Raw genomic sequence first — 22489 nt, 5'->3', positions numbered from 1 at the left:
TGTGATGCGAGAGGTGCTGGCGTGAATCTGAACCTAACCCTGATCGGTCAGGCCATAGCCTTCGCGGTCTTCGTCTGGTTCTGCATGAAGTTTGTATGGCCGCCGGTCATGCAGGCGTTGCAGGAGCGGCAAAAGAAGATCGCCGATGGCCTGGATGCGGCCAGCCGTGCGACTCGCGACCTTGAGCTGGCTCAGGAGCAAGCAGCCGAGCAACTCAAGGAGAGCAAGGAGCAGGCGGCCGAGATCATCGAGCAGGCCCATAAACGGGCCAACCAGATGATCGAGGAAGCGCGTGATAACGCTCGTCTCGAAGGGGAGCGCATGATCGAAAGCGCTCGCGGCGAGATCGAGCAGGAGACGCAGCGTGCGAAGGAAGAGTTGCGGACCCAGGTGGCGACACTCGCCATTCAGGGGGCCGAGCGCATCCTCGACTCCTCCATTGATGAAGCCAAGCATCGTGAGCTGGTCGACAAGCTCGCGGCTGAGCTCTGAGGAGGTGAGGCATGGCTGAAACGTCTACCGTAGCTCGTCCGTACGCCAAGGCGGCGTTCGAATATGCGCGCGATCAAAAGGCGCTTGAAGCCTGGTCCGGACACCTGGCCTCGGCGGCGCAAGCGGTGGTTGACACCGATTTCAACGCCAAGGTGGTGGGCAACCCGAAACTGTCCCGAGGACAGAAGACCGAGTTGTTGCTCGAGGTTTGCGGAGAACTCGATGAGTCTCTTCGCAACTTCCTCCGTACCGTTGGCTCGCGGGGGCGGTTTGCCGCCCTCCCGGCGATCGCCGAGCAGTTCGAGGCATTGCGCGCTCGAGAAGAGAAGCGGGTGGATGTGACCATCGTCTCCGCCTTCGATCTGGATGCCGCACAGCAGGACAAGCTCGCGACTGCGCTGAAGAAGCGTCTCAACCGCGAAATCTCCATTACCACTCAGGTGGACCGTGCGCTGATGGGCGGCGTGATCCTGCGTGCCGGCGACACCGTCATCGACGGTTCGGTACGCGGTCGATTGAACCGTCTACGCGACGCACTTTCCGCTTGAGTTCGAGGGACATGGCATGCAGCAACTGAATCCTTCCGAGATCAGCGACATCATCAAACAGCGTATCGAAAAGCTGGATGTCGCATCCGAAGCCCGCAACGAAGGTACCGTGGTCAGCGTTTCCGACGGTATCGTGAAGATCCACGGTCTCGCCGACGCGATGTTCGGCGAAATGATCGAGTTCCCCGGCAGCATCTTCGGCATGGTGCTCAACCTCGAGCGTGACAGCGTCGGCGCCGTGGTGCTCGGCGACTATCTGCAGCTCGAAGAGGGCATGACCGCGCAGTGTACCGGTCGTATCCTCGAGGTGCCGGTGGGTCCGGAATTGATTGGCCGTGTGGTCGATGCGCTGGGTAACCCCATCGATGGCAAGGGCGAGCTCGACACCAAGATGACCGACGCGGTGGAAAAGGTCGCGCCGGGCGTCATTACCCGTCAGTCCGTCGACGAGCCGATCCAGACCGGTCTCAAGTCCATCGACGCCATGGTGCCGATCGGCCGTGGTCAGCGTGAGCTGATTATCGGTGACCGTCAGATCGGTAAGTCGGCGATCGCCATCGACACCATCATCAACCAGAAAGACAAGGGCGTTACCTGCGTCTACGTCGCCATCGGCCAGAAGCAGTCGACCATTGCCAACATGGTGCGCAAGCTCGAAGAGCATGGGGCCATGGAACACACCATCATCGTCGCTGCCGGCGCCGCTGACCCGGCACCGATGCAGTTCCTGGCGGCGTACTCCGGCTGCACCATGGGCGAGTATTTCCGCGACCGTGGCGAAGACGCTCTCATCGTCTACGACGATCTCTCCAAGCAAGCCGTGGCCTATCGTCAGGTCTCGCTGCTGCTGCGCCGTCCGCCGGGCCGCGAAGCCTATCCGGGCGACGTTTTCTATCTCCACTCGCGTCTCCTCGAGCGTGCCGCGCGTATCAACGCCGATCATGTCGAGAAGCTCACCAACGGTGAGGTCAAAGGCAAGACCGGCTCGCTGACCGCGTTGCCGATCATCGAGACTCAGGGCGGCGACGTCTCGGCGTTCGTGCCGACCAACGTGATCTCGATCACCGACGGTCAGATCTTCCTCGAGACGAACCTCTTCAACTCTGGGGTACGTCCGGCGATCAACGCGGGTCTTTCGGTATCGCGTGTGGGTGGCTCGGCGCAGACCAAGATCATCAAGAAACTGGGCGGGACCGTGCGTCTGGCCTTGGCGCAGTATCGTGAACTGGCTGCTTTCTCACAGTTCGCCTCGGATCTCGACGAAGCGACCCGTAAGCAGCTTGAGCATGGGCAGCGCGTCACCGAGCTGATGAAGCAGAATCAGTATTCGCCGATGTCGGTGGCCGAAATGGCGGTGACACTGTACGCCGCCAACGAAGGTTTCCTGGAAGATATTGAAGTCAACAAGGTGCTGGATTTCGAGAAAGCGCTGCAGGCGTACATGAAATCCGAGCATGCCGAGCTGATCGACAAGATCAATCAGACCGGTAATTACGACGACGATATCAAGCAGGGCCTCAAGTCCGGCCTCGAGACGTTCAAGTCCACTCAGACCTGGTGATGCAAGGCCCGGTGACACCGGGCCGGCAATCCTAGCTGAGCGGCTCGCAAGAGGGTGAGATCGAGATGGCAGCTGCAAAAGAGATTCGCACCCAGATCGGGAGCATCAAGAACACGCAGAAGATCACCAGTGCCATGGAAATGGTCGCTGCGTCGAAGATGCGCAAGGCCCAGGAACGCATGACGGCCAGCCAGCCGTACGCGAAGCTGATCCGTCGCGTGGTGAGTCACATTGCCAAGGCCAACCCCGAGTATCGTCATGAGTACATGATCGAGCGCGAAATCAAGCGCGTGGGGTATATCGTGGTCTCCAGTGACCGAGGCTTGGCCGGCGGCCTGAACGTCAACGTGTTCAAGGCCGTGACGCGCGAAGCCAAGTACTGGCATGAACAGGACGTCGAGGTCGATTACGCGGCTATCGGCTCCAAGGCCAATGTGTTCTTTCGCAACCATGGCGGCAACTTGGTGGCGGGCAAGAGCGGTCTGGGCGAAGCCCCGGCCGTCGAAGACCTGATCGGGAGCGTCAGTGTCATGCTGAAGGCCTTCGATGAGGGGCAACTGGATCGGCTTTACGTGGTGCATAACGAGTTCGTCAACACCATGACTCAGAAGCCGGTCGTACGTCAGTTGCTCCCCTTGGAAGCCGAGGCGGATGATGACGATGAAGAAGAGACACGTGCCAGCGGCAGCTGGGACTACCTGTATGAGCCGGACGCCAAGACCCTGCTCGATCATTTGCTAGTGCGCTATGTGGAATCCCAGGTGTACCAGGCAGTGGTCGAGAATGCGGCCTGCGAACAGGCGGCACGGATGATCGCGATGAAGAGCGCGACTGACAATGCCGGCAATCTGATCGATGACCTGGAGCTGGTCTATAACAAGGCCCGTCAGGCCGCGATCACCCAGGAGATTTCGGAGATCGTCGGCGGCGCCGCCGCCGTATGACGACGCAGGTCCCACCGAGGCTCCCGTATGGGTTGCCTCGGGGCCCAGGCGAAGCAGGTTTCATTTGCAGGTATTAGAGGAACCAACATGAGCGGACGTATCGTACAAATCATCGGCGCGGTGATTGACGTAGAGTTTCCGCGGGACGATGTTCCCAAGGTCTACGACGCGCTGAAGGTCTCCGACACCGAGACCATTCTGGAAGTACAGCAACAGCTGGGTGACGGCGTCGTGCGTGCCATCGCCATGGGCACCACCGAAGGCCTCAAGCGCGGCCTCGATGTCGCCAATACCGGGGCGGCGATTTCGGTGCCGGTGGGCAAGGCCACGCTGGGACGCATCATGGACGTCCTTGGTAATCCCATCGACGAAGCCGGCGATATCGGCGAAGAAGAACGCATGCCGATCCACCGCAAGGCGCCGGGCTATGCGGATCAAGCAACGTCCAACGAACTCTTGGAAACCGGCATCAAGGTCATCGACCTGGTGTGCCCGTTCGCCAAGGGCGGCAAGGTTGGTCTGTTCGGCGGCGCCGGTGTCGGCAAGACCGTCAACATGATGGAGCTGATCCGCAACATCGCGACCGAGCACAGCGGTTATTCCGTCTTCGCCGGGGTGGGGGAGCGTACCCGTGAGGGTAACGACTTCTACCACGAGATGAAGGACTCCAACGTTCTCGACAAAGTGTCGCTGGTCTATGGCCAGATGAACGAACCGCCCGGGAACCGCCTGCGTGTGGCCCTGACCGGTCTGACCATCGCTGAGAAGTTCCGTGACGATGGGCGTGACGTGCTGTTGTTCGTCGACAACATCTACCGTTATACCCTGGCGGGCACCGAGGTCTCGGCGCTGCTGGGCCGCATGCCCTCTGCGGTGGGCTATCAGCCGACCCTGGCCGAGGAAATGGGCGTCTTGCAGGAGCGCATCACCTCGACCAAGACGGGCTCTATCACCTCCGTGCAGGCGGTTTACGTCCCGGCGGACGACTTGACCGACCCGTCACCGGCGACCACCTTCTCGCACCTGGACGCCACCGTGGTACTGGCGCGCTCCATCGCCGAGTTGGGCATCTACCCGGCCATCGATCCGCTGGACTCCACTTCGCGTCAGCTCGATCCGCTGACCGTCGGCGAAGAGCACTACAACACCGCACGCGGTGTGCAGGGTGTGTTGCAGCGCTACAAGGAGCTCAAGGACATCATCGCGATCTTGGGGATGGACGAGCTGGCCGACGAAGATAAACTGACCGTGGCACGTGCGCGCAAGATCCAGCGCTTCCTGTCACAGCCGTTCTTCGTTGCCGAGGTCTTTACCGGGGCGCCCGGCAAGTACGTCTCCCTCAGGGAGACCATCCGTGGCTTCCAGGGCATCCTCGACGGGGAATACGACGAACTGCCCGAACAAGCCTTCTACATGGTTGGTACTATCGACGAAGCCGTCGAGAAAGCCAACAACATGAAGTAAGGCCATGCCCATTCGGGAGTGGTAGGCACGGCGCCGTTGCGCGCCGTGCCCGACGCTTCCATGAACGAGGAGATAGCGATGGCTAGCTTCCAATGCGACATCGTCAGCGCCGAGAAGGCCATCTTCTCCGGCAGCGCCGAGCAGCTAGTGGCGGCCGGCGTGTCGGGCGATCTGGGTATTCTGCGTGGTCACGCACCGCTGCTCACCGAGCTCAAGCCGGGACCGGTCCGTGTGACGCGTGAAGATGGCGAGGAAGAAGTGTACTTCGTCACTGGCGGCTTCCTGGAGGTCCAACCGGAGGTGGTCTCGGTGCTGGCCGATACGGCCACGCGGGCGCACGATCTCAATGAGGCTGCCGCCGAAGAGGCGCGTCAGGAGGCCTTGCGGTCCATGGGCGACAAGCAGTCCGATCTCGACTACACCCGTGCGGCCGCCGAACTGGCGGAAGCCGTGGCACAGTTGCGTACCATCCAGCAACTGCGTGAGAAGGGTAGCCGCCGCTAGGCGCCGCACGCGATGCCACTGTCCATGAAGGCGACCCACGGGTCGCCTTTTTTTCGTGAATGCTATCCGCTAACCGCCTGTCACGGACGTTTACATATCGTGCCGAGACATGACGCATGTCGCTTGGTAGCGCCTTCCGCCCACCGTAGAATACGGCCATCTTCTTTAAGAGATGCATAGGGACGACAGCGATGACGTTAGACGTGGTGATACTCGCCGCCGGTCAGGGAACGCGGATGCGTTCGGCCAAGCCCAAGGTTTTGCATCCGTTGGCGGGTAAGCCGATGGTGACGCATGTGCTGGATACTGCCGAGCAACTGGGCGCGACGCGCACGCACGTGGTGATTGGCCACGGCGCCGAGCAGGTCGAGACCGAACTCGGCGGGCGCGAGGTGCGGTTCGCCCTGCAGGCCGAACAAAAGGGGACCGGTCATGCCGTGGCCCAGGCACTGGAGAACATGGGCGACGGCAAGGTGTTGATCCTCTACGGCGATGTCCCGCTGATCCGCGCCGAGACCTTGGCGGCATTGCTTGCCGAAGTGGATGAGACCCGCTTGGGGCTTTTGACCGTGGAACTGCCTGATCCCAGCGGTTATGGGCGGATCGTGCGTGATACCGACGGCCGCGTTACGGGCATTGTCGAACACAAGGAAGCCAGCGAAGCCCAGCGCGCCATCACCGAATGCAACACTGGTATCGTTGCCGCCACCGGGGCGCAGCTCAAGCGCTGGTTGCCCCGGCTCTCCGCCGAGAACGTTCAGGGCGAGTATTATTTGACCGACATCTTCGCCATGGCGGCGGCCGAGGGCATCGATATCGCCACGGCCGCGCCTGCCTCGGCGCTGGAAGTCGAAGGCGTCAACAATCGCTCGCAGATGGCGGCCCTCGAGCGCGCCTATCAGCGGGACCAGGCCGAGCGTCTGCTGACCGACGGCGTGGCATTGGCCGATCCGGCTCGCTTCGATGTACGCGGCAACCTCGACTGCGGACATGACGTCTTCATCGACGTGGGCTGTGTGTTCGAGGGCGAGGTGACGCTCGGCGATGGCGTCAGCGTGGGCCCCTATACGCTGATCCGCGACAGCCATATTGCGGCGGAGACGGTAATCGAGGCGCACAGCGTCATCGAAGGAGCCGAAGTGGCTGCGCGCGCGCACATCGGGCCCTTCGCACGTTTGCGTCCCGGCACGCGCCTGGCATGCGACAGCAAAGTGGGTAACTTCGTCGAGACCAAGAATGCCGAGGTTGGCGAAGGCAGCAAGATCAACCACTTGAGCTACGTCGGCGATGCTCGGCTGGGGCGTGGCGTCAATATCGGCGCGGGCACCATCACTTGCAATTACGACGGCGCCAATAAACACCGCACCGACATCGGCGACGACGTCTTCGTGGGCTCCAATACCGCCCTGGTAGCGCCGGTATCGCTGGGCGATGGCGCGACGGTCGGGGCCGGCTCGACCATTAACAAGAATGTCGACGCCGGGGCGTTGGCGGTGGCGCGACCGCGTCAGACCACGCGTGCCGGTTGGCAACGGCCGCGTAAGTCTTCGTGAATGGTAAAGGGCGGCCCTCAGCGGTCGTCCTCTTATAGTCTCCTCCCGCTATCTCTTGAGGGAATGAGATTTCCCCTCTGCCGTGCGCTATTTTTCTTCCACAGGCCGGGCGGTGCTTGACCGAAGATAACGAATCGCGTTTTATAAGCGTATTGTTTCGTTTCGGAAGATATATCTTTCGTGAATAAGGATGATATGCCCAAACGCGATACTGCCCAGCGGCGCCATGCCATGCTGGCCTACGTGAATGAGCAGGGTGAAACCAGCGTCGATACGCTTGCCCGCCACTTCGCCACCTCTGAGGTCACCGTACGCAAGGATCTCGCCACGCTGGAGAAGAGCGGTCTGCTGTTGCGTCGTTTCGGCGGTGCCTTGCCGTTACCTAGTGAGATACTGGCGGAAGCCAACGCGCCGCTTTCGCCCCGAAAGCTAGCGATTGCGCAAGCGGCGAGTGCGCGGATACGCGCCCACAATCGCATCATCATCGACAGCGGCACGACCACCTCGGCGATGATTCCCGAACTGGGCGGGCGCGAGGGGCTGGTGGTGATGACCAACGCGCTGTCGGTGGCCAATGCCTTGCGCGAGGTGGAGCCCGAGCCGGCGATCCTGATGACCGGCGGTACCTGGGACCCGCACTCCGAATCCTTCCAGGGACAGGTCGCCGAGCAGGTGTTGCGTTTCTACGATTTCGATCAATTGTTCATCGGTGCCGACGGCATCGACCTGGAGCGTGGGACCACCACCTACAACGAATTGCTGGGGCTATCGCGGGTGATGGCGGAGGTCGCGCGCGAAGTCGTGGTACTCGCCGAATCCGACAAGATCGGCCGGCGCATCCCCAATCTGGAACTGCCGTGGGAACGGATTCATACCCTGATCACCGACGAGGGGCTCGATGCGGATACCTGTCGACGGATCGAGGCCCAGGGCATTGCCGTCATCCGCGCTGCGGTCAACGAATGAAGACGAGGAGTTCAATATGTGTGGAATCGTAGGGGCCGTCGCCGAGCGTCACGTGCAGGAAATCCTTCTCGAGGGCTTGCGCCGTCTCGAGTATCGCGGCTACGACTCGGCGGGCATGTCCGTGCTTTCCGACGATGCGCGGCTCAATCGTCAGCGTGCGGTGGGCAAAGTGGCGGCTCTGGAAGAGAAGCTCGCCGATACGGCGCTCAAAGGCACCCTGGGGGTCGCCCACACGCGCTGGGCCACGCACGGTCGCCCCAGCGAGCAGAACGCGCATCCGCATCAATCCGGCGATAGCCTGGCGGTGGTGCATAACGGCATCATCGAGAACCATGAGGCGCTGAAAGCCGAGCTTGAATCCCAGGGTTACGTTTTTACCTCCGAGACCGACACCGAAGTGATCGCGCACTTGTTGTCGCGCGAGTTCACCCTTTCCCAGAACTTGCTCCAGGCCGTGCAACGCAGCGTGGCATTATTGGAAGGCGCCTATGCCCTGGCGGTGGTGCACCGTGCGGAGCCCGATGCGATCATCGGTGCGCGCAAGGGTAGTCCGCTGGTGGTAGGCGTGGGCATCGGTGAGGCGTTCCTGGCGTCCGACCCGCTGGCGCTATTGCAGGTCACCGATCGCTTCATCTACATGATGGAAGGCGATGTGGTACGCCTGGCCCGGGGCGGTGAAATCGAGCTCTTCGAGACGAGCGGGGAGCGCGTCGAGCGTCCGGTGAGCATCTTCGAGCATGGCGACGGCGTAACCAGCAAGGGCGGCTATCGTCACTTCATGCTTAAGGAAATCCATGAGCAGTCCCAAGTGATCGCAGCCACGCTGGAAGGCCGTCTCGGCGATCATCAGGTGCTGGTCAACAGTTTTGGGGCCGATGCTGCGTCGCTGTTCGAGGGCGTGCGTCAGGTGCATATCATCGCCTGTGGCACCAGCTACCATGCGGGCATGGTAGCGCGTTACTGGATCGAGAAACTGGCCGGCGTGCCTACACAGGTCGAGGTGGCTTCGGAATATCGCTACCGCGAAGTAGTAGTGCCCGAGGGCACTTTGTTCGTGACGCTATCGCAGTCTGGCGAGACCGCCGATACGCTGGCGGCGCTGCGCTTCGCCAATCAGCGCGACTATCTTGGCAGCCTGGCGATCTGCAACGTGCCGGGCAGCTCGCTGGTGCGTGAATCGGATCTGACCTTGATGACGCAGGCCGGCCCCGAGATCGGCGTCGCTTCGACCAAGGCCTTCACCACCCAACTGGTGGCGCTGCTGCTGCTGGCCCTGGCGCTGGGTCGCGTGCGGGGCGCCAATGGCGAGCATGCGCCGCTTGTTCAGGGACTCAGGGAGTTGCCCGGGGTCATCAACCAGGTGCTGGCCCTGGATGGCGAGATCGAGCAGTTGTCGATGGCGTTTGCCGAGAAGCATCATGCCTTGTTCCTGGGGCGTGGTGCGCACTTTCCGATCGCCCTGGAAGGGGCGCTCAAGCTCAAGGAAATCTCCTATATCCATGCCGAGGCCTATCCGGCGGGCGAGCTGAAGCACGGGCCCCTGGCGCTGGTCGACAGCGAGATGCCGGTGATCGCCGTGGCACCCAACGACGAATTGCTCGAGAAGCTGAAATCCAATCTTCAGGAAGTGCGTGCCCGCGGTGGCGAGTTGTTCGTGTTCGCCGACGAGAGCATTCGCATGGAGACCAACGAGCACCTGCACGTGTTGCGTGTGCCGGCGGTCAGCGAGGCGTTGGCGCCCATCGTCTACACCATTCCGCTGCAATTGCTGGCCTATCATGTCGCCGTGCTCAAGGGCACCGATGTCGACCAGCCGCGCAACCTGGCCAAGTCGGTGACCGTGGAGTGACACGCGTACCCGCCGGCGGATGCGACAATTCGTCGGCTGGGCGTTTTTGTTAGCTTGCTATAAAATTGGTCGAAGGTTCATGTCAGGCAATGCTCGCCGCGCCACCGGAACACGTCGGCGGCATGCCATCGACCATCCAAGGAGTCCTACATGCCTGCTCAGTTTCCCCAGGCCCGCCTGCGGCGCCTGCGGCGCACATCATCGCTGCGTGACATCGTGCGTGAAACCTCGCTGCGTCCGGAGCACTTGGTGTATCCGATCTTCGTGGAAGAAGACGCGGACGATTTTGTCCCCATTGAGGGGATGCCGGGGCAGTATCGCGTGCCGGAAAGCCAACTGGCGGAGGAAGTGAAACGCCTCAGCGCGCTGGGCCTCAGAGGCATCATGCCGTTCGGCATTTCGCATCACAAAGATGCCGACGGCAGCGATGCCATGGACGAAAATGGCCTGGTGTCGCGCATGGTACGCATCATCAAGGCGGCCGATCCCGAGATGGTGGTGATTCCGGATATCTGCTTTTGTGAGTACACCACGCACGGGCACTGCGGCATCCTCAAGGGCGATACGGTCGACAACGACCTGACCATTCGCAATCTCGGCATTCAGGCCGTGGCGGCCGCCAAGGCGGGGGCCGACATCATCGCGCCCTCGGCGGCACAGGATGGTCAGGTGGCGACGATTCGTGCGGCCTTGGACGAGGCCGGTTTCGAGGATATCCCCATCATGGCGTATTCCACCAAGCTGGCGTCGGCGCTGTATGGCCCCTTCCGCGAAGCGGCGGGTACTGAACTCCAGGGCGATCGCAAGGCCTATCAGATGGACCCCATGAACCGGCGCGAGGCGCTGCGTGAGTCGCTGGCAGACGAAGCCGAGGGCGCCGATTTCCTGATGGTCAAGCCGGCGCTGGCGTATCTGGACATCATGGCGGACATCCGTCGCAACAGCCTGTTGCCGCTGGTGGCGTACCAGGTCAGCGGCGAGTACGCGATGATTCGCCTGGCGGCGCAACAGGGTGTAATCGATGAAGCGGCGGTGATCCGTGAAACACTGGGCTCGATGCGCCGCGCCGGTGCCGATCTGATCATGACTTACTTCGCTCCCCAGTTGCTCGAGGAAGGCTTGTAAGGCCGTTACGCGGGGGCCGTGGCGTCCCAGCGTGCCCCCGTGAGTTCGCACGAAACCTCCCACAGGCGTGCCTCGACCGCCGGGTCGCGCGCGTTACGGGCGCGGTGGGCCCGCTTGGGTGCGCCACGTGTCTCGCCGAGACCGTCAGGCCCTATGTAATCGCCGGGAGCGACGTGATCGCTGAGCGCGGTATGCAGCGTGGGGCGGGCGCCCTCGGCAGCGGACTGGCTGATCAGCGGTAGGGTCAGCTTGAAGACACTGCCGATGACCGGGCGGCTTTTCACCCCGGCGTCGAACAGCGCGGTACGCGACAATCCGGGATGGGCGGCGAGGCTCTTAAGCCCCCAACCCCGGGCATCGCTTTGTTTCTGCAGCGCCTGGGCGAACAACAGCATGGCGAGTTTGGATTGCCGGTAGGCTCGCCAGGGATCGTAGTGTGTCTCGCCGTTAAGGTCGTCGAAGGCGATGCGGCCGCCCCGATGGGCGAGGCTCGAGAGTTGTACTACGCGGGGCGCCGTCGCGGCGGTGAGCAGTGGCAGCAACTCGCTGGTGAGCAGGAAATGCCCGAGGTAGTTGACGCCCAGTTGACGCTCGAAGCCATCCCGGGTGCGCTCGAGGCGCGGCAGGGCCATGATCCCGGCGTTATTGATCAGCCGTTCCAGCGAGGGCTCATCCCGTTTCAAGCGTGCGGCGAAATCGCGTACCGATTCGAGACTGTCGAGGTCGAGTGGTTCGGCGCGTACCTCGGCATGGGGCGCATGGGCGCGAATGGCATGGCAGGCAAGCTCGCCTCTTTCCACGTTGCGTGCGGTGATGATGACGCGATAACCCTGCGCGGCCAGCCCCTTGGCGGTCTCGAGACCGAGCCCGGCGGTGGCGCCGGTGACCACGGCCAATGGGGCCGTGGCGTGGCGATCTTCAGTCATTCGTCTCTTCCCTCTTTGCCCGATGATCGGCTCATTTTGGCATCAGCACCCACAGACGACCGTCCTGCTTCATGCGCCCGGCGCGCTCGCCAGCGGTGTCGCCGTGTCCCCAGTAGAAATCCGCGCGTACCGAGCCCTTGATGGCACTGCCGGTATCCTGGGCGACCATCAGCTGCTGCAAGGGTTCTTTCGAGAGCGGCTGTGTAGTCGATAGGAAGATCGGTGCGCCCAGCGGAATGCGCGAGGGATCCACGGCTAGGCTGCGTTCCGCGGTCAAAGGCACGCCGAGGGCGCCGATCGGTCCTTGGGTAGCGCTGTGATCGCTATCCAACTCACGGAAGAAAACCATGCGCGGATTGACGGTGAGCATTTCCTTGACCCGCCCGGGATGGCGCTTGGCCCAGGCGCGCACGCCGGGCAGCGTGGCCTCGGAGGCATCGATCTCGCCACGCTCGATCAGGGCACGGTTGAACGAGCGGAAGGGCTGATTGTTGGACCCCGCGAAGGCCACGCGCATGGTGTCGCCGTCGTCCAGCCGGACACGTCCTGAGCCCTGGATCTGCAGGAAGGCGGCCTCGACGGGGTCATCGACCCAGACCAGTTCCTGACCGCGCAGGGCACCGCTTTCCAGCAATGTGCGCTGCTCGGCACGTACACGATGCGGTGCCGCTTGCCAGGCGTTGGGAAAGCGATAGAGCGGCGTCTGGTACGGCCCGTGTCGGTCACGCGAGCCATTCAGAATGGGCTCGTAATAGCCAGTGATCGTGCCCGTGGTGGAGCCATCGTCGTTGGTGAGGCGGTAAGGTTGAAAGCGAGTCTCGAAAAAGCGCGTAATACCGCTTTCATCGAGCGGGTCGACATGTTCGGCATCATCGCAGACCGATGTCCAGCGGGGCTTCTTGGCAAGCTGCGGACAACTGGCGAGAAACGCACTCCAGGCGGCGATGACGTGATCGTCACGCCAGCCGGGCAGTGCCTGCCATTCCATGGGCTGCATACGCTCGGACTCTGCCGGCGATGGCGTGCTCGGGGCGGGAGGCTGAGAACTGCAAGCCCCCAGCACCAGCAGCGGCAACAACCACGCCGTGCGTGCCAGTTGGCGCAGGGTGTGGGCGGCGTCGATGATCGGTCGCGGCAATGGCATGAACAAGCAAGGCACCTCGGCGGTCGACTCCCGGAATGAGTATCGCCAGCGATGATGCCTTGCTGGGGCGAGTCGTGCCAGTGGCATCTCGCCTAAGGCGCTTTTCAGACGCGGCCTAGCCTTCCTCGTTGAGGGGCTGCAAGCGCGTGATCGAGGCGCGATGAGGCGATAGAGCGCCCTTGCGCCGCGGAATGTGTGCCGCCTCGTCATCGTCGTCAATGGGTTGGTGACGCTGGCCACTGGCCTTGCGATGATAACGGCCGAGCACCGCGCTCAAGGTGAGAAATGCCAAGGCCGAACCCGCTACCTGGGTCCATGGGTAGACGATGACGGCCAGCAACAATAGCAGCAGATCGCAGCACAGCGTGGTGCGACCGGCATGCCATCCCACGCGGCGTTCCAGATAAAGGGCGAGAATGTTGAGACCTCCCAACGAGGCGTTGGCTCGAAACAGCAACGCAAGCCCGAGGCCGATCAATAGCCCCGCCGCGATGGCGCACACCACAGGGTGAGTGTTGCCCAAGGGAAGTGTGGCGGTGAGGGTGTCGCTGAGTACCGAAAGCAATGTCACGCTCAAGAGTGTGCGTAGCGTGAAATCGCGCCCCAATTGCTTGAACGCGAGCCCGTAAAAGGGCAGGTTGATGACGAAGAAAGTGATGCCGAAACTCACCGGCAGCAGATCGCTGATCAGCAGACTCAACCCTGCGGTACCGCTGACCAGTAAATCGGCGGATTGCAGAAGCCGCACGCCAAGTGCCACCAATAGGCAGCCTTCGAGTAGCGTCAGCCAGGAACGCCAGGAAACCTTCATGTTGTCTCTCCCGAGGGTGTGGAAGATGAATCGATGCCGAAGATGGTCGGCGAACCGCCGAGGGCTTGTGGCCAAAGGGCGGGGAAATGACACGATGCAAGAAGCGTACCCGGTGAGGCCGCGTCAAGCAGCGCATCATAGCCGCGGGATACCCGCGATACAATTGCGAGGCGCATCGTGACGGGGAATCACCCACGTTTGTTCCTGGGCTTACCGATGTGGGCGAATGGAGAATGGCGTGGCAGTCTCTACGCTCGACATGCGCCCCAGGAGGGCATGCTGCACGATTATGGTGCCGTGTTTACTAGCGTGGAAGGCAATACGACCTTCTACAGTGGGCCGCCCAAGGCGGCGACCATCGCCCAATGGGCGCGTCAGGCGCCGCCAGATTTTCGTTTTTGTTTCAAGTTACCGGCGCGGCTCACGCACGAAAAACGCCTGGTGGGCATCGCGGATGAACTCGAGACGTTCTTTGCAGCGCTAGCGCCGTTACATGATCGGCTTGGGCCGACGATGGTGCAGTTACCGCGCGATTTCGGGGCCTCGGAACTGCCAGCATTAGAGGCACTGTTGAAACACTGGCCGTCGGCAATACCCTGTGCCGTGGAGGTGCGTCATAGTGAATTTTTCCACAAAGGGGCGGCGGAACAGCAATTGAACCGCTTGTTGATAACTTTGGGAATAGATCGGGTCATGCTCGATGTCAGGCCGCTTTTCGCCACGCCCGCAGGTACCGATAAGCGCTTGATAAAGGCTCAGGGCGAAAAGCCGAAACGCCCGTTACACGTGATTTCCACGGCAAATATGCCTATCGTGCGTTTCATCGGACATTGTGATATGGCCATCAACGATCGACTTTTTACGCCTTGGTGTGAACGCCTTATTCTGTGGATAAAACAGGGGAAAACCCCTTTTTTGTTTGTGCATACGCCGGATAACCGACAAGCACCGCAATTGGCCCGACGCTTCTATGCACGCCTGGCCGAACGTGTCGATTTACCACCTCTCGAAGCCTTTCCCGGCGAGCGCCAGAGCGCGCTTTTCTAACCTCGATGATAATGCGATGGCGTCTTATGACGCGGTGGTAATGGCTTGACGCTATAACGCGAATGGTTTTGGCTAAAACTTGCCGCTAAAATGGCGCTTCTCTGTGGACGACGTCGAGGACGATCGTCTCCTCAATCGGTGTTTATCGACACCCTTACGCTGACTGACATCGCTGCGAGCGGTGCGGTCTCCTTGTTGATCGGTGGTCAGATCCCAGCGCTCACAAGGACCTGTCATGCTCCATGTCGTGGTGTGCGATCCATGCCCGGGGACGTGGCAACAACAATACAACGCCATCCTTTAATAGCGCGATGGCGCCACGCAACTCAGGTGAAGCAATGTCTTACAAGTCTCATTCGCACGCGCAGTGGTCCTCCAGGATGGCCTTCGTGCTGGCCGCCGTCGGCTCGTCGGTTGGTTTGGGCAATATCTGGAAATTCCCCTACATGACCGGCGAAAGCGGTGGCGGTGCTTTCGTTCTGGTCTATCTAATCTGCATCTTCCTGGTCGGCTTGCCGATGTTGATGTCCGAATGGTTGCTCGGGCGACTGGGCCAGAAGAATCCTATCTCGACGATGGGCGACATCACGCGGCGCCTCAAGCGCAGCCGCGCTTGGGTGTTGATCGGCGTGGCCGGGATTCTCGGCGCGTATCTGATCCTCTCCTTCTATAGCGTGATCGGTGGCTGGGCGCTGGCGTATATTCAAATGGCGGTGGTCGATACCTTCAGCGGTCTGGATAACGATAGCGTTGGCACCCTGTTCGGCAATCTGTTGGCAAGTCCCGTGGAATTGCTGCTCTGGCATAGCCTGTTCATGATCATGACGATCGGTGTCGTGGTGGGTGGCGTTGCCGGTGGCCTGGAGCGTGCGGCGAAGACGCTGATGCCGGCACTGGCGGTGCTGCTGGTGTTGCTCGTGGGTTACGCCGCGACCACCGGCGCTTTTGCCGAAGGGGCGGCTTACCTGTTTACGCCGGATTTCTCCAAGATCACCCGTGATGGCATTCTCGCCGCGCTGGGGCATGCCTTCTTCACCCTGAGTCTGGGCATGGGCATCATGATGGCGTATGGCTCGTATCTCTCCGATGACGTCAACATCGGTCGCTCGGCGCTTATCGTCGTGGTCATGGATACTGTCATCGCCCTGCTTGCCGGACTGGCCATTTTCCCCATCGTGTTCGCCAATGGGCTGGATGCGGCCGCGGGTCCAGGCCTGATCTTCCAGACTCTTCCGTTGGCGTTCGGCAACATGGCCGGTGGTTGGCTGTTCGGATTGCTGTTCTTCGTACTGCTGGTATTCGCGGCCTGGACGTCGGCGATTTCACTGCTGGAGCCGCTGGTGGAGTGGATCGAGGAGCGCTCGCCGCTGTCTCGCGTGGGCTCGACCATCGTCGCGGGGCTGGCAACCTGGGCCTTGGGACTGGCCACGGTGCTGTCGTTCAACATCTGGGGGGATTTCGCACCGCTGGGCATGTTCGACAAGTTCGCCGGCATGACCATCTTCGACTTGCTCGATTATGTCACCAGCAAGCTGCTACTGCCGCTGACCGGCTTGGCCACCGTGCTGTTCGTGGGCTGGTTCATGGGGCGCGACGAACTGCGCTCTCAGCTCAACATGAGCGATGGCGCCTTCGCGCTGTGGCGCGTGGCGGTACGTTTCATCGCGCCCATCGGCGTGGTGATCGTCTTCGTCAGCAGCCTCTGAGCGTTACCCGGCGTGGTCGAATATTGCCCGCGCCGGGCTTGGCACGCTTTGCTGGGCACTCGATGAACGGGGAGATCTCTCCGTTCATCGAGTGCCTGTTTATTGCCAGTCGTCGTAATCGACGATGTCGCGCTCTAGACGTTTGAATTCCTGATGCAGCTCAATACCACGCCGCGCCCGCAGATAGCGTGTCGCAGCACTCTTTTTGCGTTGCTCATGTTCGAGCATTTCCAGGCTCATATGAATGTCTAGAAGCTCGCTTTTCAAGGATTGAAGATGTGCGGCATCGCGCATATCGAATCTCCTAGTCGTCCTTATAACTGTCTTATTGTCACTGAACCGGCTCCGCTTGACATTCTTACTATAACGCACTTGACAGAATTATGACGTCAAGGATGAAACGGGCGTTTTTTCTCCCTTCAACGCCTGCGGCATACTAGAATCGAATTTGTTTTCACGTCGTTGTTGGTCAGCCAAGGAGTCGCGCCATCATGAGCAGTGCCCTGTTCGACGAGATGAGACGCCGCATGGAGCACTTTCGGCGCTCCGAGCAGAAGGTGGCGCGCTTCGTTTTGCGTCACCCCGAGGATGTCATTCACATGCGCATCGTCGATCTGGCCACCGAAGCCAAGGTTAGCGAACCCACCGTGGTGCGTTTTTGCCGTGCGCTAGGGTGTAACGGTTTCCAGGACTTCAAGCTCAAGCTGGCGCAGATGCTGGCCACGGGCAGCCAGTTCGCGCAGTTCTCGATGAACGATAGTGACAGCGTCGCTGAATTTGCCCACAACATTTTCGACTCCACCGTAGGCACGTTGCTCTCGGTGCGCGATCGGCTCGATCACGCCGCGTTGGGCAAGGCGGTCAATGCCCTGGCCATGGCCAATCGTGTGGAGTTCTACGGTTTCGGCGCCTCGGGCGCGGTGGCGTTCGATGCTCAGCACAAGTTCTTTCGCCTGCAGATATCCACTGCGGCTTATTCCGACCCGCACATGCAGAATATGTCGGCGGTAACGCTGACGCCTCGCGACGTGGTAGTCGCCATTTCCCAGACCGGACGCACCCGGGCGCTGGTCGCTAGCGTGCGCCTGGCCCGCGAGACTGGCGCCACGGTGATCGGCCTATGTCCTAGCGATTCGCCGCTGGCAAGCGAAGTCACTCTGCCGCTTTATATCGATGTGCACGAGGACACCGAAATCTACACCCCGATGAGCTCGCGCGTGGCGCATCTAGTGATCGTCGACGTGCTTGCCGTGGGCGTGGCCAAGACGCGCGGCCCCAAGCTGGCAGAGCAACTCCAGTCGGTGAAGAAAAGCCTGGTCCCGTTGCGTTATCCCGACGCCGACGAAGACCCCTAGCCACCTGGCGGATCGCGAGCGAACGAAGCCGAGACCGCTTGTGCTAAGCTGTGCGCTCATTTCGCAATGCCAAGATACGTGATCCATGGACGACGTTTCGCCGGGCGACGTTTCGCCGCTACTCGACTCGCTGAATACGGCCCAGCGCGAGGCCGTGAGCCATCCACAGGGCAATTTGCTGGTGCTGGCCGGTGCTGGCTCAGGCAAGACGCGTGTCCTGGTGCATCGTATCGCCTGGTTATTGCAGGTCGAGGGACTGTCGCCCTACGCGATTCTCGCCGTGACCTTCACCAACAAGGCGGCGCGCGAGATGCGCACGCGCCTCGAGGCGCTGCTGGGCCTGTCGTTACGCAACATGTGGGTGGGCACGTTCCACTCCATCGCGCACCGCCTGTTACGCACCCATTGGCACGACGCGCGCCTGCCCCAGCATTTCCAGATCATCGATAGCGACGATCAACTGCGCCTGGTCAAACGCCTGCTCAAGGACCATCGCATCGACGCTGAGCGCTTCCCGCCCAAGCAGGTGCAATATTTCATCGGCGGCTGCAAGGAAGAGGGGCTGCGCGCCCATCAGGTCCAGACCCATGGCGATGCCTACATGGGCCAGATGGTCGATCTCTACGAGCGCTATCAACTGGCGTGCGAACGCGCCGGTCTGGTCGACTTCGGGGAATTGCTGCTGCGTGGCCTGGAGTTGCTGCGCGACAACCCGTCCCTGCTGGCCCACTATCGCGAGCGTTTCGGTCATCTGCTGGTCGACGAATTCCAGGACACTAATACCTTGCAGTACGCCTGGCTTAAGCTGCTGGCTGGTGATCGCGCGGGCATGACCGTGGTCGGCGACGACGATCAGTCGATCTACGGTTGGCGTGGGGCCAAGGTCGAGAATATCCGGCGCTTCGCCGAAGAATTCCCCGCGACAACGACGGTGCGCCTGGAGCAGAACTATCGCTCGACGAGTGCCATTCTCGAGGCCGCGAACACGCTGATCAGCCATAACGCCGGGCGCATGGGCAAGGAGCTTTGGACCGATGGCGTTCACGGTGAGCCCATCTCGGTGTACGCCGGCTTCAACGACCTCGACGAGGCCCGCTTCATCGTCGATACCCTCAACGAGGAAGTGAACAAGGGCAGTGCGCGGCATGACATCGCGATTCTCTATCGCTCCAACGCCCAGTCGCGGGTGCTCGAGGAGGCCTTGATCCGCAGTGGCGTGCCCTATCGAATCTACGGTGGCCAACGCTTCTACGAGCGTCTCGAGATCAAGAACGCCCTGGCGTATCTCCGCTTGACGCTGACGCGCGACGACGATGCCTCGCTGGAGCGCGTGATCAACGTGCCGGCGCGCGGTATCGGTACACGCACCGTGGAAGTGCTGCGCGAGCGGGCTCGTACGCAGTCAGTTTCATTGTGGCAAGCCTTGCACGATAGCCTCAGTGAGGGGGTGTTAAAGGGGCGCGCGGCCAGTGCGCTCTCGGCCTTTTCGGAGCTGATCGAGCGTCTCGACAACGACACCGCCGGCATGGCGCTGCATGAACTGATCGAGCATGTGCTCCACACGACCGGGCTACTCGAACATCACCGCAACGAAAAGGGTGAGAAGGGCCAGGCGCGTGTCGAGAACCTCGAGGAATTGATCAACGCCGCACGCAACTTCGCCCAGGGCGATCCCTTCTCGTTGCAGGAAGTCGGCGAGGGCGCGGCGGCACTGGAGCCATTCCTGGCCGAGGCCGCCCTCAACGCCGGCGATCACGAAGCCGACGATTTCGAGGACAGCGTGCAACTGATGACGCTGCACTCGGCAAAAGGCTTGGAGTTCCCGGTGGTGTTCGTCGCCGGTGTCGAGGAGGGCTTGTTCCCGCACAAGATGTCGCTGGAGGAGCCGGGGCGCCTCGAGGAAGAACGGCGCCTTTGTTATGTCGGGGTGACCCGCGCCATGCGCAAGTTGTATCTGACCCACGCCGAGATCCGCCGCCTGCATGGCAAGGAAACCTTCTCGCGGCCGTCGCGCTTTTTGCATGAGTTGCCCGAGTCGTTGCTCGAGGAGGTGCGTCTGCGTGGCCAGGTCTCGCGGCCGGTTTCCACGCGACCGAACCGCGGTCTCTCCCAGCAGCAAAGCGTATCGAGCGACGACGACCAGCCGTCGTTGAGCCTGGGGCAGCGGGTCAGTCATCCGGTCTTCGGCGAGGGTGTGATCATCAATGCCGAGGGCGAAGGCGCCAGGGCCCGCGTGCACATTAGTTTCGAGGACGAGGGCGACAAATGGTTGGTGCTGGGCTTCGCCAAGCTGACGCCGTTATGAACCGACGCGTGTCGAGGGGCATGGTCGGGACAATGGCCACGGATAAGAAAAGCGAGGCGCAACGATGAAGAAGTGGTTTCCCGAGTTGATGGATCAGTGGTCGCAGCTTTCCGGCTATCAACGTTTCGAGCGCCTGGTCTCGCTGGTACTGACGGTGGCGATCGGCTTCGTGGTACTGGTGGCGTTGTATTATCTGGTCGTTCACGTGATCGAGTTGTTGTTCGTTCAGACCCGAGATCCGTTCGATTACCGCGTCTTCCAGGCGGTGTTCGACATGATTCTCACGGTGCTGATCGCCATGGAATTCAACAATTCCATCGTGCGGACCATGGAAGGGCGCGGCGGCTTCATCCAGGTCGAGATCGTGGTGCTGATCGCGATCATGGCGCTGGTCCGCAAGTTCATGGTCATGGACATGGAAACTATCGAGCCCTTGAAGATCGTGGCCCTGGCCGCCGCAGTGCTCGCGCTGGGCCTGAGTTACTGGCTGGTGCGGCGCGGCGGCAATGGTTCGTCATAACGGATCACGATAGGCGCCTTACGCCTCGGGGACGGGACGTATGCGGCCGTTGTCGTCCAGTGCCACCATTACGAAGCGTGCCTCGGTGACCTTGTAGCGCTCCTCGGGACTGCGCTCGTGTGGTGGACGGATCCACACCTCGACATCGACCTTGATCGAGCTGCGCCCGACCTCACTGATTTTAGTGAAGATATTGACCATCGCGCCGATTCGTACCGGGCACAAGAAATCCATGCTCTCGGTGGCGACCGTGGCGGTTCGGCCGCTTGCCAGGCGTCCCGCGGCGAGCTCGGCGGCCTGGTCCATCTGCGCGATGAGCCAGCCGCCGGGGATGTCGCCGTAGAGGTTGGTATCCTGGCGCCGGGTGACGAGCTTGAGCGTGAGTTCGCCCTGCGGGGTGGGAATATCGTCGAGTTCATGCATGGTGTGGGTCCTGGCGATTGTTGTTGTCGAGCACTGTTGTTGTCGAACATTGTTGTTATCGAGCGTAGCGCGCCGTTGCAGTCATCTCATGCCGTTGAGATCGTCTCATAGTAAACGCCGCTGGGCCTCGACGACCAGTCGCTCGGCAAGGTGTTTTGCGCCGGGGCAGGCGTGACAACGGGGGCGAGAGCGTTGATCAGGAAAAAACGAACAGGGCGGTGCGCCACAGTGACCTGGCGATGTCGCGTGGCTATGACGCTAGGGGCATTGCTGTTGCCGATGATGGCGATGGCGGCGCCGTTGAGCGGCACACTGGGCTCGGTCGGCTCGGATACGCTGGGTGGTTTGATGACGCAATGGGGCGAACGGCTCAGCGCGCGTCATCCCGAGGTACGCTTGCAGGTACAGGCCTCGGGTTCGGGGACTGCGCCGCCGGCGCTGGCCGAAGGGGTGACGCGCATCGGTGCCATGTCACGCCCCATGACCGAGGCCGAACGCGCCGACTTCATCGCCCGCCAGGGCCATCCACCGGTGGCGGTGCCGGTGGCACTGGACGCGCTGACGCTGTTCGTGCATCGCGACAATCCGTTGACCTCGCTGACATTGGCGCAGGTCGAGGCATTGTTCGCCGACACTCGCTTCTGCGATCAAGCGCCCGCTATCCGGCGCTGGGGCGCGCTAGGGCTCGACGGCGACTGGGCCTCACGGCCGGTGGCGCGTTTCGGTCGCAACACAGCCTCCGGGTCGCATGCACTGTTCAAGCGGGAGGCCTTGTGCGGCGGTAATTTCCGCCGCGACGTCAACGAACTGCCGGGCTCCTCGGCGGTGGTGGCGGCGGTCGGCCGTTCCCGCGAGGCGATCGGCTATGCTGGCCTTGGCTATCCCACCGCGATGGTTAAGATACTGGCGTTGCGCGATGACCAGGGCACGCCGCGTCTACCTACGCACGACAACGTCGTCAGTGGTCGCTATCCCCTCACGCGGCCTTTGTATATCTACGTCAACCTGGCGCCGGGCGAGTCTTTGCCGCCCCTGGAGCGCGCCTTCTTCGATCTTGTGTTGTCGCCCGAGGGCCAGGCCGTGGTCGCTCGCCAAGGGTTCGTGTCCCTGCCAGAATCGCGCCTGGCCACTGCCAGGCGGGCGTTGCGGCTGCCACCCCTTGCCGATGTCACGCAATCGTCATCAAACTGACGTAATCTGATGGTCTCACTTCATTGCAAGGCAACGCTTCGCCGCCGGGCTCGCC

21 protein-coding genes are annotated in these 22489 nt (G+C 61.7%); 16 read left to right on the top strand and 5 right to left on the bottom strand.

Annotation, left to right across the window (positions count from 1 at the left end; genetic code table 11):
- The first annotated feature begins 21 nt into the window (after window positions 1-21).
- The 10 genes from L1075_RS09105 to hemB all read left to right on the top strand — a co-directional run bounded on the left by L1075_RS09105 (window position 22) and on the right by hemB (window position 11006).
- Window positions 22-492, top strand: a complete 471-nt coding sequence (locus L1075_RS09105) for a F0F1 ATP synthase subunit B (RefSeq protein ID WP_040240267.1) — start codon at window positions 22-24, stop codon at window positions 490-492.
- A gap of 11 nt (window positions 493-503) precedes the next feature.
- Window positions 504-1040 (top strand): F0F1 ATP synthase subunit delta, encoded by a 537-nt coding sequence (locus L1075_RS09100; RefSeq protein ID WP_040240270.1) that lies wholly within the window; start codon window positions 504-506, stop codon window positions 1038-1040.
- Window positions 1041-1056: 16 nt separating this feature from the next.
- Window positions 1057-2601, top strand: a complete 1545-nt coding sequence (gene atpA / locus L1075_RS09095; protein ID WP_040240271.1) for a F0F1 ATP synthase subunit alpha — start codon at window positions 1057-1059, stop codon at window positions 2599-2601.
- 65 nt (window positions 2602-2666) lie between these two features.
- A complete protein-coding gene (atpG, locus tag L1075_RS09090; protein ID WP_040240273.1) occupies window positions 2667-3545 on the top strand; it encodes a F0F1 ATP synthase subunit gamma in 879 nt (292 codons plus the stop codon).
- 87 nt (window positions 3546-3632) lie between these two features.
- Window positions 3633-5009: a F0F1 ATP synthase subunit beta gene (atpD, locus tag L1075_RS09085; RefSeq protein WP_040240276.1), complete on the top strand. Its 1377-nt coding sequence runs from the start codon at window positions 3633-3635 to the stop codon at window positions 5007-5009.
- A gap of 78 nt (window positions 5010-5087) precedes the next feature.
- On the top strand, window positions 5088-5513 hold the full coding sequence (locus L1075_RS09080) for a F0F1 ATP synthase subunit epsilon (RefSeq protein ID WP_040240278.1): 426 nt from the start codon (window positions 5088-5090) through the stop codon (window positions 5511-5513).
- Between the two features lie 191 nt (window positions 5514-5704).
- Window positions 5705-7066 (top strand): bifunctional UDP-N-acetylglucosamine diphosphorylase/glucosamine-1-phosphate N-acetyltransferase GlmU, encoded by a 1362-nt coding sequence (gene glmU, locus L1075_RS09075; RefSeq protein WP_246941498.1) that lies wholly within the window; start codon window positions 5705-5707, stop codon window positions 7064-7066.
- 180 nt (window positions 7067-7246) lie between these two features.
- Window positions 7247-8032 carry a DeoR/GlpR family DNA-binding transcription regulator gene (locus L1075_RS09070; protein ID WP_246941496.1) on the top strand — a complete coding sequence of 262 codons (786 nt, stop codon included), beginning with the start codon at window positions 7247-7249 and terminating at the stop codon, window positions 8030-8032.
- Window positions 8033-8048: 16 nt separating this feature from the next.
- A complete protein-coding gene (glmS, locus tag L1075_RS09065) occupies window positions 8049-9881 on the top strand; it encodes a glutamine--fructose-6-phosphate transaminase (isomerizing) (RefSeq protein WP_246941493.1) in 1833 nt (610 codons plus the stop codon).
- Window positions 9882-10031: 150 nt separating this feature from the next.
- Window positions 10032-11006 carry a porphobilinogen synthase gene (gene hemB, locus L1075_RS09060; protein ID WP_246941491.1) on the top strand — a complete coding sequence of 325 codons (975 nt, stop codon included), beginning with the start codon at window positions 10032-10034 and terminating at the stop codon, window positions 11004-11006.
- A 5-nt stretch (window positions 11007-11011) separates the two neighbouring features.
- Here hemB and L1075_RS09055 read toward each other — a convergent pair whose 3' ends face one another.
- The 3 genes from L1075_RS09055 to L1075_RS09045 form a co-directional block, all read right to left on the bottom strand.
- Window positions 11012-11932 (bottom strand): oxidoreductase, encoded by a 921-nt coding sequence (locus L1075_RS09055; protein WP_246941490.1) that lies wholly within the window; start codon window positions 11930-11932, stop codon window positions 11012-11014.
- Between the two features lie 31 nt (window positions 11933-11963).
- On the bottom strand, window positions 11964-13076 hold the full coding sequence (gene mltA / locus L1075_RS09050; RefSeq protein WP_246941488.1) for a murein transglycosylase A: 1113 nt from the start codon (window positions 13074-13076) through the stop codon (window positions 11964-11966).
- A gap of 115 nt (window positions 13077-13191) precedes the next feature.
- Window positions 13192-13887, bottom strand: coding sequence for a DUF6198 family protein (locus L1075_RS09045; protein ID WP_040240294.1), 696 nt, complete (start codon window positions 13885-13887; stop codon window positions 13192-13194).
- Window positions 13888-14103: 216 nt separating this feature from the next.
- Here L1075_RS09045 and L1075_RS09040 point away from each other — a divergent pair, with 216 nt between their 5' ends.
- Together L1075_RS09040 and L1075_RS09035 are read left to right on the top strand one after the other, a co-directional pair.
- Window positions 14104-14934: a DUF72 domain-containing protein gene (locus tag L1075_RS09040; protein WP_246894893.1), complete on the top strand. Its 831-nt coding sequence runs from the start codon at window positions 14104-14106 to the stop codon at window positions 14932-14934.
- A 338-nt stretch (window positions 14935-15272) separates the two neighbouring features.
- The gene (locus tag L1075_RS09035; RefSeq protein ID WP_040240298.1) at window positions 15273-16640 is read left to right on the top strand and encodes a sodium-dependent transporter; all 1368 of its coding nucleotides are present in this window, start codon (window positions 15273-15275) and stop codon (window positions 16638-16640) included.
- 99 nt (window positions 16641-16739) lie between these two features.
- Here the strand turns inward: L1075_RS09035 and L1075_RS09030 are convergent, their stop codons facing one another.
- Complete coding sequence (locus tag L1075_RS09030) at window positions 16740-16934, bottom strand: PA3496 family putative envelope integrity protein (protein WP_040240300.1); 195 nt, start codon at window positions 16932-16934, stop codon at window positions 16740-16742.
- A 197-nt stretch (window positions 16935-17131) separates the two neighbouring features.
- On the opposite strand from L1075_RS09030, the gene hexR reads away from it, so the two are divergent.
- The 3 genes from hexR (at window position 17132) to L1075_RS09015 (ending at window position 20820) form a co-directional block, all read left to right on the top strand.
- On the top strand, window positions 17132-17995 hold the full coding sequence (gene hexR / locus L1075_RS09025) for a transcriptional regulator HexR (protein WP_040240304.1): 864 nt from the start codon (window positions 17132-17134) through the stop codon (window positions 17993-17995).
- 85 nt (window positions 17996-18080) lie between these two features.
- Window positions 18081-20300 (top strand): DNA helicase II, encoded by a 2220-nt coding sequence (gene uvrD, locus L1075_RS09020; RefSeq protein ID WP_246941486.1) that lies wholly within the window; start codon window positions 18081-18083, stop codon window positions 20298-20300.
- A gap of 64 nt (window positions 20301-20364) precedes the next feature.
- Complete coding sequence (locus L1075_RS09015; RefSeq protein ID WP_040240307.1) at window positions 20365-20820, top strand: phosphate-starvation-inducible PsiE family protein; 456 nt, start codon at window positions 20365-20367, stop codon at window positions 20818-20820.
- 18 nt (window positions 20821-20838) lie between these two features.
- Here the strand turns inward: L1075_RS09015 and L1075_RS09010 are convergent, their stop codons facing one another.
- Window positions 20839-21243 carry an acyl-CoA thioesterase gene (locus L1075_RS09010; RefSeq protein WP_040240311.1) on the bottom strand — a complete coding sequence of 135 codons (405 nt, stop codon included), beginning with the start codon at window positions 21241-21243 and terminating at the stop codon, window positions 20839-20841.
- Between the two features lie 252 nt (window positions 21244-21495).
- Here L1075_RS09010 and L1075_RS09005 point away from each other — a divergent pair, with 252 nt between their 5' ends.
- Window positions 21496-22434: a PstS family phosphate ABC transporter substrate-binding protein gene (locus L1075_RS09005; protein WP_052444893.1), complete on the top strand. Its 939-nt coding sequence runs from the start codon at window positions 21496-21498 to the stop codon at window positions 22432-22434.
- Window positions 22435-22489: the final 55 nt, after the last annotated feature.

It is taken from the genome of Chromohalobacter beijerinckii, assembly GCF_023061185.1.
Classification (GTDB): domain Bacteria; phylum Pseudomonadota; class Gammaproteobacteria; order Pseudomonadales; family Halomonadaceae; genus Chromohalobacter; species Chromohalobacter beijerinckii.
Note: the sequence above shows the minus strand (reverse complement) of the source record. Positions and strands in the feature narration are given on the sequence as shown.

Bases quoted from the DNA above. Each gene is read 5' to 3' on its own strand.
- L1075_RS09100 (WP_040240270.1), top strand. From the start codon at position 504: ATGGCTGAAACGTCTACCGTAGCTCGTCCGTACGCCAAGGCGGCGTTC.
- atpA (WP_040240271.1), top strand. From the start codon at position 1,057: ATGCAGCAACTGAATCCTTCCGAGATCAGCGACATCATCAAACAGCGT.
- atpG (WP_040240273.1), top strand. From the start codon at position 2,667: ATGGCAGCTGCAAAAGAGATTCGCACCCAGATCGGGAGCATCAAGAAC.
- atpD (WP_040240276.1), top strand. From the start codon at position 3,633: ATGAGCGGACGTATCGTACAAATCATCGGCGCGGTGATTGACGTAGAG.
- L1075_RS09080 (WP_040240278.1), top strand. From the start codon at position 5,088: ATGGCTAGCTTCCAATGCGACATCGTCAGCGCCGAGAAGGCCATCTTC.
- glmU (WP_246941498.1), top strand. From the start codon at position 5,705: ATGACGTTAGACGTGGTGATACTCGCCGCCGGTCAGGGAACGCGGATG.
- glmS (WP_246941493.1), top strand. From the start codon at position 8,049: ATGTGTGGAATCGTAGGGGCCGTCGCCGAGCGTCACGTGCAGGAAATC.
- hemB (WP_246941491.1), top strand. From the start codon at position 10,032: ATGCCTGCTCAGTTTCCCCAGGCCCGCCTGCGGCGCCTGCGGCGCACA.
- L1075_RS09055 (WP_246941490.1), bottom strand. From the start codon at position 11,932: ATGACTGAAGATCGCCACGCCACGGCCCCATTGGCCGTGGTCACCGGC.
- mltA (WP_246941488.1), bottom strand. From the start codon at position 13,076: ATGCCATTGCCGCGACCGATCATCGACGCCGCCCACACCCTGCGCCAA.
- L1075_RS09045 (WP_040240294.1), bottom strand. From the start codon at position 13,887: ATGAAGGTTTCCTGGCGTTCCTGGCTGACGCTACTCGAAGGCTGCCTA.
- L1075_RS09040 (WP_246894893.1), top strand. From the start codon at position 14,104: ATGTGGGCGAATGGAGAATGGCGTGGCAGTCTCTACGCTCGACATGCG.
- L1075_RS09035 (WP_040240298.1), top strand. From the start codon at position 15,273: ATGTCTTACAAGTCTCATTCGCACGCGCAGTGGTCCTCCAGGATGGCC.
- L1075_RS09030 (WP_040240300.1), bottom strand. From the start codon at position 16,934: ATGCGCGATGCCGCACATCTTCAATCCTTGAAAAGCGAGCTTCTAGAC.
- hexR (WP_040240304.1), top strand. From the start codon at position 17,132: ATGAGCAGTGCCCTGTTCGACGAGATGAGACGCCGCATGGAGCACTTT.
- uvrD (WP_246941486.1), top strand. From the start codon at position 18,081: ATGGACGACGTTTCGCCGGGCGACGTTTCGCCGCTACTCGACTCGCTG.
- L1075_RS09015 (WP_040240307.1), top strand. From the start codon at position 20,365: ATGAAGAAGTGGTTTCCCGAGTTGATGGATCAGTGGTCGCAGCTTTCC.
- L1075_RS09010 (WP_040240311.1), bottom strand. From the start codon at position 21,243: ATGCATGAACTCGACGATATTCCCACCCCGCAGGGCGAACTCACGCTC.
- L1075_RS09005 (WP_052444893.1), top strand. From the start codon at position 21,496: ATGACGCTAGGGGCATTGCTGTTGCCGATGATGGCGATGGCGGCGCCG.